This window comes from Enterobacter sp. V89_11, assembly GCF_029967775.1.
GTDB classification, from domain to species: Bacteria; Pseudomonadota; Gammaproteobacteria; order Enterobacterales; family Enterobacteriaceae; genus Enterobacter; species Enterobacter ludwigii.
Genome location: NZ_JASCAN010000026.1, coordinates 138850 through 150973 on the forward strand (window position 1 = coordinate 138850; position 12124 = coordinate 150973).

The 12124-nt window shown below is 52.4% G+C and carries 12 protein-coding genes; 4 read left to right on the forward strand and 8 right to left on the reverse strand.

Annotated elements, in window-relative coordinates:
• Positions 1-282 precede the first annotated feature (282 nt).
• Both QLG09_RS20360 and QLG09_RS20365 read right to left on the reverse strand, forming a co-directional pair.
• Positions 283-1011, reverse strand: coding sequence for a MerR family transcriptional regulator (locus QLG09_RS20360; protein ID WP_020884367.1), 729 nt, complete (start codon positions 1009-1011; stop codon positions 283-285).
• A 188-nt stretch (positions 1012-1199) separates the two neighbouring features.
• Positions 1200-2420 (reverse strand): diguanylate phosphodiesterase, encoded by a 1221-nt coding sequence (locus QLG09_RS20365; protein ID WP_047744529.1) that lies wholly within the window; start codon positions 2418-2420, stop codon positions 1200-1202.
• Positions 2421-2761: 341 nt separating this feature from the next.
• Here QLG09_RS20365 and ycgZ point away from each other — a divergent pair, with 341 nt between their 5' ends.
• The 4 genes from ycgZ to fdhF all read left to right on the forward strand — a co-directional run bounded on the left by ycgZ (position 2762) and on the right by fdhF (position 5977).
• Positions 2762-3001 (forward strand): regulatory protein YcgZ, encoded by a 240-nt coding sequence (ycgZ, locus tag QLG09_RS20370; RefSeq protein WP_020884368.1) that lies wholly within the window; start codon positions 2762-2764, stop codon positions 2999-3001.
• A gap of 4 nt (positions 3002-3005) precedes the next feature.
• Entirely contained in the window at positions 3006-3326 is a 321-nt protein-coding gene (locus QLG09_RS20375; protein WP_020884369.1) for a hypothetical protein, read from the forward strand.
• Between the two features lie 29 nt (positions 3327-3355).
• Complete coding sequence (locus tag QLG09_RS20380) at positions 3356-3634, forward strand: biofilm development regulator YmgB/AriR family protein (RefSeq protein WP_014169732.1); 279 nt, start codon at positions 3356-3358, stop codon at positions 3632-3634.
• Between the two features lie 192 nt (positions 3635-3826).
• A complete protein-coding gene (gene fdhF, locus QLG09_RS20385) occupies positions 3827-5977 on the forward strand; it encodes a formate dehydrogenase subunit alpha (protein ID WP_049022363.1) in 2151 nt (716 codons plus the stop codon).
• A gap of 95 nt (positions 5978-6072) precedes the next feature.
• On the opposite strand, the gene QLG09_RS20390 is transcribed toward fdhF, so the two are convergent.
• Genes QLG09_RS20390 through QLG09_RS20415 form a run of 6 tightly spaced genes read right to left on the reverse strand, consistent with a single transcriptional unit; the run spans position 6073 to position 12095 of the window.
• Positions 6073-6741, reverse strand: a complete 669-nt coding sequence (locus tag QLG09_RS20390; RefSeq protein ID WP_049022362.1) for a LuxR C-terminal-related transcriptional regulator — start codon at positions 6739-6741, stop codon at positions 6073-6075.
• A 47-nt stretch (positions 6742-6788) separates the two neighbouring features.
• Positions 6789-7301 carry a fimbrial protein gene (locus tag QLG09_RS20395; RefSeq protein ID WP_025204376.1) on the reverse strand — a complete coding sequence of 171 codons (513 nt, stop codon included), beginning with the start codon at positions 7299-7301 and terminating at the stop codon, positions 6789-6791.
• 11 nt (positions 7302-7312) lie between these two features.
• On the reverse strand, positions 7313-8260 hold the full coding sequence (locus QLG09_RS20400; RefSeq protein WP_020884374.1) for a fimbrial protein: 948 nt from the start codon (positions 8258-8260) through the stop codon (positions 7313-7315).
• Positions 8261-8262: 2 nt separating this feature from the next.
• Positions 8263-10788 (reverse strand): fimbria/pilus outer membrane usher protein, encoded by a 2526-nt coding sequence (locus tag QLG09_RS20405; RefSeq protein ID WP_063435259.1) that lies wholly within the window; start codon positions 10786-10788, stop codon positions 8263-8265.
• A gap of 44 nt (positions 10789-10832) precedes the next feature.
• Positions 10833-11510, reverse strand: coding sequence for a molecular chaperone (locus QLG09_RS20410; RefSeq protein WP_020884376.1), 678 nt, complete (start codon positions 11508-11510; stop codon positions 10833-10835).
• 54 nt (positions 11511-11564) lie between these two features.
• Positions 11565-12095 (reverse strand): fimbrial protein, encoded by a 531-nt coding sequence (locus QLG09_RS20415; protein WP_282489356.1) that lies wholly within the window; start codon positions 12093-12095, stop codon positions 11565-11567.
• Positions 12096-12124: the final 29 nt, after the last annotated feature.

A 12124-nucleotide genomic window follows, 5' to 3' on the forward strand; every position in this document is an offset into this window, starting at 1 on the left:
TAACACCATGTTAGTGATAACGATTATCACTTCAACCCTCTGTCAGCAGGGGCATTGGGCTAAATCGCCCTTTTTGCATACTTTTATTAAGCATAGACCCTGTCAGCGGATGCGGGCGGGATGGATTTAATTGTGCAATACTTTGAAAAATAATGGGTTATCGAATCAGAAAAGTGGAGTAAAGGGGAAAAGTAAAATATGCATCGGAAATGCCTATTTTTAAGATAGATTTTATCCAGAGAAACGACGGGCAAAAAAAAAGGCCTTCAAGGCCTGCGGAAATTAATGATGAAAGGAGACAACAAAACCCTGTTCACGCCAGTGGTCAAGCAGTTCCTGCTGACGCGGCGTTGGCGCTTTACCGGTCCAGACGAAAATTCTTTGCCCAGGAAAAAGCTCCGGACGAGGGGAATCAATCGGGTCGGCCAGCACGTCAATATGCCACCCCTTTTGTGCCAGACGCGCAGCCTCAAGCCACAGGTGGGTGCGGTCATCACACTCCCAGCCAATAAGCAGAGCATCTTTACCGGCTTTCTTACGTGACTCCGCCAGGCTTGCGACAGCAAACTCTATCAGCACACCGTCAAGCAGGCTCGCCATATGACGCACCGTATTTTGATCCTGATTCATTCGCTGACGAACGGGAGAAATAATATTATCGATAAGCGCATCCATCGCGTGATCGCGGCGGAACTCGCCTATTTTGGCGCGCAGCTTTGCCGGGCTGGCATAACGCAAAACCGTCATCATCTCTTCCTGGATTGATGCCCAGTTACCCTGAGTCATCACTTCTTTGTTTTCCAGCAAGCCTTTGACTTTGCCGACCGAAACGCCGCTTTTCATCAGGCGTTTGATCTCTTCAATACGCAGGATATCTTCATCGTCAAACTGACGATGGCCCCCTTCGCTTCGCTGCGGCTTCAACAATCCATAACGGCGCTGCCAGGCACGCAGCGTAACGGGGTTGATACCGCATCGTTCGGCCACTTCGCCGATACTGTAATAGGCCATTAACTCCCTCACGCTTAGAACTTCCATACCCAACCAGACCAACCTTATCAGATTGTACAAACCATTTGTATAACTAAGGCCTCTTTTTGAGCGGGTGAAGGGTATACAAGTTCCTTCACCCGTTAATGTATTGTTGTACAAATTTTGCCGCGCGTACAGTCAAGCTTGCAGGTTTATGTACAGCTTTCTCAAAATTCAAACTTCTTCTCTGGCCACGCGATCGCCGGAATTCCCCCGTGACGCGGGCTGGCAAACAGATGCCCCTGGAACTGGGAAATGCCTGCAGACTCCAGCCACATCCACTCTTCAGGCTTCTCAACGCCAACGGCACAGAACTGGATCTCCAGCGAGGAACAGCAGGTGATAATCGCCTGAATGATGGCCTGCCGCGGGCCGCTTTTGTGCACATTCGCGACCAGATCGCGGTTAATCTTAATTCTGTCAGGCTGGAATTGCGCCAGTAACTGCAGACCGGCAAAACCGGCACCAAAGTGATCGATGGTTACGCTGATACCGGCACTTTTTAGCTGCCTGACCGAATGGGTAAACTCTTCAAAACGGGAAATCGCTTCGCTCTCGGTGAATTCCACCACAACCTGCTCCGGCACAAAGCCATTCGCGTCAATGGCCGTCAGCAGGAAATCCACGGCGCCAGGCACGTTGACCAGCGTCATGGGCAGCAGGTTAATGGATAATGTCTGATCCTGTAATCCCAGTGCGCTCGCCATGGAGAGCGCGACCTGCTTGCTTTTCAAATCAGAGGCGTACACTTCTTCACGAGGAATTTGGGCAAAATAGGCCCCAGGCGATTCACCGGTGGGCGTGCGGATCAAGGCCTCCCAGGAGACGACCTGCTGCATAAACGGATCCACGATAGGCTGGAACGCAAAGCTGCAATCCGCACCTTTAGCCACCACCTCCGGTTGCGCCGATAAAGGCGTCTCTTCCGGGATAAAATCCCAGGCATCTGCAGGGGGCAGTTCAAAGTAGTTGGCTTTCTCCGTGGCCTCCACGAAAGTGCGGAAAAACTGCAGGGCGCGATCGCTATATGTCAGCTGATACCTGCTGGTGCCTTTGTCGAGAACCTGCTGAAGCACCTCTTCCCTGTCGAACTGACGCAAGTCAAAAAGCTCCATGCCAACCTTGCCGAAGCGTCGGGAGGGGCCGTGATCGCGCATCAGCTCCACCACGTTATGGTGGCGCGTGTCCTGGCAAATCTGCTCGTAAATGGATGAAACGTTTTCCGCTGGGCCTTCGAGCAACTGAAAAAAATGCGTGCCGTTAAACAGCAAGATCCCCGTGACATTGGATTGCCGGTTTTTACTATTTGCAGCAGCTACCATGTTTTCCAGCGCTTTCACTGGAACGTCCTCGCAGATATGACTGCGGTATATGATGGTTGTAAGCATGCTTATCCTGAAGGGGGTTAGGGGTTGGCCACAAAAACACGTCGGTAAACATCTGTTATAGCATATTAATTACGTGACAAATAATTTACATCTCAACCATTTACGGCACCTAATGCATCCGTTTCCTGCGTTGTACAACTTATCCATCACCGGGCGTATTGTACAATATATTCTGTAACGGAAATGCTTCACTTTCATGACTCAACAGACTGATAAACATAGAATTTATAAAATATATCACAATTATTTTAAAAAATTGTACATTTTCTATGTACAGATTTGGAAATTGTGTATACCTTAAATGTAACGTTAGTGATTACATTTTTTTACAGGAGCGAAACATGCAGCAGAAGGACTATGTCGCAGATTCAGCAGCAGCGATCGCGCACTACTTCGAGAAGGCCGCGCTTCCTACCCAACAGGAGACGCTCGGTCAGGTCGTGGTTGAGATTCTTAGCGACGGGCGAAATCTGAATCGCAAATCGCTCTGTACCAAACTCTTAAGCCGCCTCGAAAAGGCCGATGGGCCTGAAGAGGAACAGCATTACCACATGCTGCTTGGTCTGCTTTTCGAACGGTAATGTTATGAACAGCAGTGATGCAGACCGACTGATTGACCAGCTTATCGGTGAAGCCGTTCTTTCTCTTTTGAAAGAGCGAGGCCCCGTCACAACCGAAGCTCTGGTTCAGCGTCTGCGGGATATGAAAGCGCATGAAAAGGATCCCCAGCGGCGGGAGACACTTGCGATGGTGATTGCCGACATCGGTTCAAACAACATCGCCCTGAAACGTCGCAGAACCGCGCAAGGACGAACGGATAGAGAGGGATCTCTCAACGTTAAAAGAGACAATGTAGTGCCGTTATTTGGAAATGGAAAACCGTCCGATCCCAGGAAAATACATTGACTGCAATTTTACAGCTACGGTGAGAACAAATGAGACAAAATATTCAGCTTCAACCCGAATACCATTCCGCTTTTTTAGAAAGCGCGCTGTCGGAATATTTCCGTCACGCAGGCGATCGTTTTGCTGAAGAGTCCGCTGTTTTTTCTACTGCAGTACGCTGTGTTCTGGCTTCTGAAGGACACCTGTCCAACAAAGCGATTATTCTGTGGCTGATCCAGACGCTGGAATCCACAAACGACGTTGTGCAGGCAGATGTCATTCGTAAGACCCTGGAAATCGTTGTGGGTCACACCATGGACGATCTCTAAAAACCCTCCCCTCTGTGAAGGCTAACGTGTCATCGTCAAAACTGACGATCGGGCTGACGATGACACGTTCCCTCCTCGTATAACACCCTGTAAAACCTACAAAGTAAATATGGCATGGTTCCTGCTTACTCCCGTTTACGGGACTGGGCTACCCAGTCAACTTTGCTTCATTTCTTAACAGGTCTGTTATTGATGAAAAAAATCGCCAGCGTCTGCCCCTACTGTGGTGCAGGCTGCAAATTAAACCTTGTCGTCGAAAATAACCGTATCCTCCGTGCCGAAGCGGCCGAAGGCGTAACAAACCAGGGCACCCTGTGCCTGAAAGGCTTTTATGGCTGGGACTTCCTGAACGATACGCGTCTGCTTACCCCCCGTCTGACTCAGCCCATGATCCGCTACCACAAGGGAGAGGCTTTTACCCCCGTCACCTGGGAAGAGGCGATCCGCTATACCGCCCATAAACTCAGGAGCATAAAAGAGCAGTATGGCCCGCGGTCCATCATGACCACCGGTTCCTCCCGGGGAACAGGGAATGAAACGAACTATGTGATGCAAAAATTTGCCCGTGCGGTACTGAATACCAACAACGTGGACTGCTGCGCGCGCGTCTGTCACGGCCCTTCTGTTGCCGGGTTACAGGAAACCCTCGGCAACGGTGCAATGAGCAATTCCATTAACGATATTGAAAACTCAAAATGTCTGCTGGTGTTTGGCTATAACTGCGCCGATTCGCACCCCATCGTCGCCCGTCGGGTCTTAAAAGCCCGCGAAAATGGCGCGAAAATTATCGTCTGCGATCCCCGTCGTATTGAAACCGCACGCATTGCCGACCAGCACCTGCAGCTGAAAAACGGCAGCAACATGGCACTGGTCAATGCGTTTGGCTATGTCCTTCTGGAAGAGGAGCTGTACGACAAAAACTACGTCGCGCGCTTCACCGAAGGGCTTGACGCTTATCGGGAAACGGTTAAAGACTACGCGCCCGAAAACGTCGAACATCTCACCGGCATTCCAGCCCGGGATGTGCGTCAGGCGATGCGGACGTTCGCGGCTGCGCCTTCCGCCACCGTCATGTGGGGCATGGGCGTAACGCAATTTGGTCAGGCTGTAGACGTGGTCAAAGGTCTCTCCAGCCTGGCGCTGCTGACCGGAAATCTTGGTCGACCTGCCGTCGGCGTTGGGCCAGTACGTGGTCAAAACAACGTTCAGGGCGCGTGTGATATGGGCGTTCTGCCCAATATGTTCCCGGGGTATCAGGACGTTACGAACCCGGCGGTCCGGCAGAAATTCGCCACTGCCTGGGGAATCGATGTCGGGATTATGGACAAAGAGGTTGGAACGCGTATCACCGAAGTCCCTCACCTTGCGCTGGAAGGTAAGGTAAAAGCCTATTACATCATGGGCGAGGATCCGCTGCAGACTGAAGCCGATCTGGGGCTGGTGCGCCGCGGTTTTGAAGCACTCGATTTTGTGGTGGTTCAGGACATCTTTATGACGAAAACGGCGGAAGTGGCGGATGTTCTGTTACCTGCCACATCGTGGGGAGAACACGGGGGCGTCTTTACCTGTGCCGACCGCGGTTTCCAGCGTTTCGGTAAAGCCATTGAGGCCAGCGGCAACGTGAAACGTGACTGGGAGATCATCAGCCTGCTTGCTACCGAAATGGGCTATCCGATGCATTACGCATCCAACCAGCAGATCTGGGACGAGATGCGCGAGCTCTGTCCGCTGTTCTATGGCGTGACATACGAAAAAATGGGTGAAATGGGCCATGTGCAATGGCCGTGTCCAACGCTCGATCACCCCGGGACGCCGTATCTCTATAAAGATAACCAGTTCGATACGCCGAGCGGCAAAGGCCAGCTTTTTGCGGCAGCCTGGCGCGCGCCAGCCGAGATACCGGACGAAACGTATCCGCTGGTGCTCTGCACCGTGCGCGAGGTCGGCCACTACTCCTGCCGGTCAATGACCGGCAATTGCGCCGCGCTGCAAAGCCTTGCCGACGAACCAGGCCGTGTACAAATGAACCCCCTCGATGCGGACAGCCTGGGCATTAAAGACGGGCAGCTGGTGTGGGTGCATTCCCGTCGGGGCAAAGTCATTACCCGTGCCAGCATCAGCGAGCGCATCAACGCCGGTGCGGTTTATATGACCTACCAGTGGTGGATTGGCGCCTGTAACGAACTGACGCAGGATAACCTTGACCCGGTCTCCAAAACCCCAGAAACCAAGTATTGTGCGGTTAAGCTTGAGGCGATTGAAGACCAACGCTGGGCGGAAGACTTTGCGGCGTCGTCTTATCAGACCATGAAGACGCGGTTAATCACGGCAGTAAACGTCTGAGGAAAAAGAGGCTCGCCACGGCGAGCCTCGTTATACGTTTGCTTATAATCATATGTAACATCGCTAAATATCAGTAGTCATAGATTTTTTGTTCTTTATATAAACGCCTCAAAACAAGGGCGGTCCTGGAAACCCTGTCTCACAGGATCACGAAAAATATTGGGGGTGCCGTTTTTCTTCACCATCCTGTTGAGCAGCGCGATAAGCTCATAATCACTTCGCAGGTTAAATTTTTGCATGATCATGTACTTGTGTGCAAAAACGGTCTTATAGCTGATCTGTAACGCGTCTGCCGTCTGCATAACGGATAAGCCTTTATACAGGTTCATGACGATGCGTATTTGCTGCGGTGATAATATTTTATGCTCGCAATCGAAACAGGACGTTTTCTGCAGCACATGCCCCTTCAACTGCGTTTTACGCCACGCGCACCATACCGTCTCGCCAATCATGTCAAGAGAGGCCCTGCGGGAGATGAAAATAATATCCTGATAACAGGATTGCGACGCCGTAGACCGTTGCTCATCGTCAACCCAGCCGATCACAATGCCTTTTTGCCGTGACTGTAATTCCGGAAAACAGGTCAGGGTTTCTCCCTGGCATAAAGAGAGGACAATAATATCCGCCGTGCTGACGTTATGCGGCGTCATTTCATAATCAAAGTGAATACAGTCATTAAAATTACGCCAAAAGAAATCCATAAAAAAATACTGCAGACCAGACTGAAATAACGAATCCGTCTCGCTAATTAAAATATTCAACATAGACCACACCGACGGGAAGCAAAAATGCGCGTGAAATCCCGCGCGACTTAATTGTATTGCAGCGTAATGACCACCACTGCGCTGAGGGTGCCGGGCGTCGCCCTGCCTCCGGTGGATATAACCGCAGCCTGCATGGCCATCTTCGCCGTCCGGTCTGAGGCGACATATTCCGTCATGCTGGAGCCGTTCCCTTTCAGTATGCCACTTCCGGCCTCGCGCATTGCTATCGCCACGTGGGTGGCCGTACCGCGGTTAATGTAATAGTCGGCGCCGGCAACAGGGTCGGGTGTACCCGTAAAGGTAGCGGTGACGCTACGCGTCCCCACCGGACATTGGGTAAATAACAGATCAAACGTAACCGGGTCTGAGGATGATCCTGGCGTCACCATATTACTCGCCTGGATATTGCCCAGATTAATATCGAGATTCGTATTGCCGTTATTAAACAGGCAGGGTGAGGCCACGATATTTCCGGTGACCCCGATATTTACGCTGTCTGCACATAGCGCTTTGCCGCACAGTAAACCCGACACAAGCAACGCCGCGGGAATTATTTTCATCATCTCACCGGTTATTGATAGGTTATCGTGAGCGTGGCTGACGCATTTGCCGAGCCTGATTCCACGGTGGTTAACGTCTGGTAATAGCGCGCGGTTAACGGGAGCGTCTCCTGTCCTCCCGCAGACTGTTTTAATAACAGGCGACCGTTCATTACCAAAGGAGAACCGTTATAAAGTAGCTGAACCCCTACCCCTTTTGCCGTACCGGCATTCCCCTGACCGGTTAATGCCATGACGCTGGTATTGGCGCTGTCCGGATTTTGCATACCACTGAGTGACACACTGATATTGGTGCCGGCACTGCAGGTTAACCCCAGATTTTGCGTATTTTGGGCGCCGGATGGCGTGGTTCCAATAACGGAGCCAAACGATGAGGCCGGAATATCGCCTATCGGGAACGTCAACTGCGCCGTCGTTATCGTGCATGCCAGCGCATTAATTGTGCCGTCAGTTAACTGGACCGTCAGACCGTCACGATAAACACCGTCACTTCCCTGAAGCGCCACGGTTCCGATAACGCCCGGCGTTAAAGCGCCCGACGTTACCGGGCCGGTCACCACCAGCTCAACTTTTCCACCAAACCAATCCACATAAGACGTCACCGCGTTATACGAAAACGTGTAAGCCGGGTTTTCAAAATAATTCCCCGAGGAAAAGCGAATACCAATACCGCTGACATTGGTGGCATAAACATGGTTACCGTAGCTGCTCAGGTTCCCATTGTTATATCGCATACTGAATCCCAGCATCAGCGGGTTAGAACATCCCGTTAAATAGGTTCCCGTTGATGAAGCAGCGCGAGAAAAAATAATGGTGCCCACGGGGGCATCACGCTGCACGTTAATCGTGCCCACAGATATCGTCGATATTTGCGGCGTGATGGTTGTACAGGTGCCGGCACGGGCGCTATTCCACCCGCTCAGTAAACAGAGCAGGATCAGAGATAAAGCAAATTTCATTTTTAACCTTCCTGGCGGCAAAGCGCGTTAACGTCGGTTATTCCGCCGTAGGTGGGTTGTGCAGGCAGGCTAAACTGCGCGCGGCACTGCTGACCGGGTTGATTTCCCCAGGTTGCCACGATTTCTCCCTGTCCGGGCAGTCCCGTTAAATAGACCTGACCACGGTCGCCCACAATAAAGCTGCTGTTGCTGTCGCCTTTGAGCGTGACGACCGCACCAAACGGAACGGCATATTGCCCGTCGGACAGGGTCATTAGCACCCGCCGCCCGATTTTAGACACATAATCGGCTTCCACTATCGCCCCGCGAGTCGGTGTTACGGTGCGCGTATTAATCTCAAGTTCCACGTCATCCGGCATAGTTTCCGGCTCAAGAGTGATGTCGTTTTTTCGGTATACCGACAGATTGTTAACCACCGTATACCCGCGGTAATCCGTACGAACCCCGGGTTGATTGCGAATATCGACACCGTGTGCACCCGGCGCTTTCACCAGGATATTGGTTTCACCGAGCGGCTGCGAAAGCGTGATGCCGTCACGGTGAGCAATGACGCCCCCCTGCAACCCGTAATTCAGGCGCTCGCTGTGTTTGTCGTAGCTGTAGCCCGCGACAATTTCGCCATAGGTGCCTTTATAGTCGCCGTTCAGGTTGCCGGTATTTCCCGTGCCCTGTGTGCCATAACCTTGCTGCACGTTCCAGTTCAGGGCACTGTTTTCCAGAGACACGCCGTTCAGCCCGACCACGTGCGTCGTGCCGTTGTGCTTACTGGCGTTCATGCCATAGTTAGCCCAGGTACGCGGCAAGAATTTGTCCAACGGTACGCTGACGTTAAAGGCCAGCAACCGATCGTGGTCCGCGTTTTGCGCGCTCCCGCGTCCATTCTTGCTGTAGGTCCAGGTCAAACCGTAACTGACGTTGTTCCAGTCATTGTTGTAGCCCACGCTCCAGGAGGCCATCGCCTGACCAGAATTCCAGTAATCTTCGCGTGCGGCGCTGAGCGTCAGTGAACCCAGCGCGCCGCCCAGCGCCTGGCTCATGGTTAGTTCAGCACGGTTACGCCGCCGATCCCGCAGGGCGCTGCTGTCGCCGTAGGAATCCAGCACGTCCTGCATCCCGTAATAGCCACGGGTTGAATATCGGTATCCCGCAATTGAAAAGTTTGTCCCGGTCTTCGCCATATTTTTGCTGTAACGCGCGCGCAAGGACTGACCGGATGTTTTGTCGGTGTTATTCGGCGTTGACCAGGCCTGGGTCACGTCGGCAGAGATCGCGCCGATATCCCCCATATTTTTACCGACGCCAAACGCCACTGAACGGTATTTATCAGACCCCTGCATCCCGCCGTAAAGGGTGATGCCGTGCTGAATCCCATAAATACCGGTGATTTGACCAAAAGACGTTTTCTCCACGCGGCTGTTGTAGGCGCGATACTGCCCGGCCGTCACCGCATACTTCAGTCGTCCTTCCCGCTGCAGGACCGGCAGCGAGGCATAAGGCAGCGTGAAATGCTGCTCACTCCCGTCAGCCTCTTTGATGGTCACATCCAGATCGCCTGCGCCGCCGGTGGGATACATGTCCGAGATTTCAAACGCGCCTGGCGCCACGTAGCTCTGATAAATTTGATAACCATTCTGGCGGACCACCACCTGCGCATTGGTTCGCGCGATGCCGCGGACCACGGGCGCATAGCCTTTAAGAGAGTCCGGCAGCATGTCATCATCCGAGGCCAACTGACCGCCGCGAAATGGCATACTGTCGAAAACATCCGCCGGTGCGGTACTGTCCCCGATAATCAGCTGTGCTTTCAGCGGAATGACGGCGCGCTGCGCATAGGTATACACATTGTCCCACCGATCCTCACCGCTGGAATCCCGTGACCAGGTGGTGTAATTACGTAAGCGCCACGGCCCGATATTGACCCCGGGGCGCAGGTTGGCGTACTGGCTATCATTCTGGCTGCCGCGAGTGTTCTTCGCCCACGCGTTTGCGCCGCTCAGACTGTAATTAAGCATGGCGGCATTAATCCCCTCATCCCACATCTCTGGCGGGACCGCGTCCCTGGCAGGCAGGTCGATGGCGGCCTGAGGAATGCTGATCACCAGCCGCTGTGCGCCAAACTGAAAATCGCTGCTGGCCTGCGGGATCGCCTGAAGGTTTGCGCATTCACCGTTGTTCGCCGCCAGCTGCGGGAAAAGCGTGGTTCTCACGCCCCACTGTTTTAACTGGTCAAGACTCAGGCACGGCCGGAGGACGTCATTGCCCTTTTCGTCTTTTACTGCAGTAAAGGTGATATCGCGGGTCGCCATTAGCTGGTCATCAAGAACAATATCGACGTGATAGGTGCCGGGTGCCTGCGATCCGGATTCAAATGCCGATAAATCGGTTCTCCCCCTTCCTGGATTATCAAGTTCAACCAGTTCGGCATTAAATGTCTCACCGGCAAAAAGCGCCTGCGATGAACCTGCAAGTATTAATCCGATCACTGTCGCCAGGGGTGCAGGTCGAGCCCGAAAATAGTGTATTGCCATCGCTTTTAACTCATTTATGACAGGCAATGCCCGCGTTTCACCGGTTATAAGGTTGCCTGATGCGCCCCCCCAGGGCTGCCGAAGTCATTAATCACTTTAAACGTCAGTACACTGCCGCTGGCCCCTTGCGGTAACGTGAAACGGACTGAGCCACCGGGTAAGACATACGACACGTCATCGATTTTTTTACCTCCAAGGGTGATTTCATTAAAATTGATGACATACGCGGTCGGGTTATTAACCTGAAGTTCATTCCCGGTTCTGCGCCAGCGTAATTGACTGGCCTGTTCGTCAGGCGTGGACGCGTGCAGCTCAGCGGGCCGATAAATCAGTTTGATGCGCGTTTTAACCGCAATTTGTAATGCGTTCATCTGCGTTGAGGCAGACGGAATCGCTTTAATATTCAGCCAGAATAAACTTTCCCGATCCTGAGGCAGTGCCCCCGTCATCACGATGCGCTCAACGTTTTTTTGCCCGCCATCCAGACGATACAAAGGCGGCGTAATAATAAAAGGCACCTTGCCTGACGCCCCTTCCTGCACGTCGATCCATGACTGAATTAAATACGGTGTACCATCAGGGTTATTCACACTGAGTGACGTTTCCTTTTTAGCGCCATCAAAAATAATGCGCGTACCACCAATAATGACGCCGGCATGAGCCGTTGACAGCATCAGAGATAACAACGCTGTTGCCAGTAAAGGGGTTCTGAAAAAATACATTCTGTTCCTCATAAAATTGGGGGCCGGGGCGGCCCCGACGTTCAGGCAAAAGAGCTAGTTATAAACCACCCAGAAGTTGGCGACAGAATTCGCCGGGCCCGCCGTGACGCTGGCCGTGGTCGAAATATACTGGGCATAGAAATTGAGCGTATTGTCTGCAGAGCTGCTGAGCATGTAGGTGTAACCATTACTGCCATGCAGAGGCAGGTCGGCTTTATCCGCGGTCATCAGGTTGATCGCCACGCCCGTTGCGGCACCCGCCACGGAGGTGTCAATGGCCAGAAGATTGCTATTAGACGCATCCGGAGTACCGTCAAAGCGCACTTTGGCATTCGTGACCGAGACCGGACAGTTTTTCAAAATAATATCGAATTTCGTTGCCGCGGTTCTCGCCCCCGTCGCGGTAAACTCTGTTTTATAATAATCCCCAAGTACAACCACCTGGTTCAGCGATGCCACATCAACATCACAGGCAGAATCCAGAATATTTCCGTTAAAATTAACGGTACCTGCAGCGGCAAACGCATTGGCCATTGTCAGTACGGAACCTGCTGCGATCGTTGCCAGAAGAAGTGTTTTTTTCATCATGCTATATCCTGTATCACTTTATTTAT

Coding starts and splice junctions, on each gene's coding strand:
- QLG09_RS20360 (WP_020884367.1), bottom strand. CDS start 1,011: ATGGCCTATTACAGTATCGGCGAAGTGGCCGAACGATGCGGTATCAAC.
- QLG09_RS20365 (WP_047744529.1), bottom strand. CDS start 2,420: ATGCTTACAACCATCATATACCGCAGTCATATCTGCGAGGACGTTCCA.
- ycgZ (WP_020884368.1), top strand. CDS start 2,762: ATGCAGCAGAAGGACTATGTCGCAGATTCAGCAGCAGCGATCGCGCAC.
- QLG09_RS20375 (WP_020884369.1), top strand. CDS start 3,006: ATGAACAGCAGTGATGCAGACCGACTGATTGACCAGCTTATCGGTGAA.
- QLG09_RS20380 (WP_014169732.1), top strand. CDS start 3,356: ATGAGACAAAATATTCAGCTTCAACCCGAATACCATTCCGCTTTTTTA.
- fdhF (WP_049022363.1), top strand. CDS start 3,827: ATGAAAAAAATCGCCAGCGTCTGCCCCTACTGTGGTGCAGGCTGCAAA.
- QLG09_RS20390 (WP_049022362.1), bottom strand. CDS start 6,741: ATGTTGAATATTTTAATTAGCGAGACGGATTCGTTATTTCAGTCTGGT.
- QLG09_RS20395 (WP_025204376.1), bottom strand. CDS start 7,301: ATGAAAATAATTCCCGCGGCGTTGCTTGTGTCGGGTTTACTGTGCGGC.
- QLG09_RS20400 (WP_020884374.1), bottom strand. CDS start 8,260: ATGAAATTTGCTTTATCTCTGATCCTGCTCTGTTTACTGAGCGGGTGG.
- QLG09_RS20405 (WP_063435259.1), bottom strand. CDS start 10,788: ATGGCAATACACTATTTTCGGGCTCGACCTGCACCCCTGGCGACAGTG.
- QLG09_RS20410 (WP_020884376.1), bottom strand. CDS start 11,510: ATGTATTTTTTCAGAACCCCTTTACTGGCAACAGCGTTGTTATCTCTG.
- QLG09_RS20415 (WP_282489356.1), bottom strand. CDS start 12,095: ATGAAAAAAACACTTCTTCTGGCAACGATCGCAGCAGGTTCCGTACTG.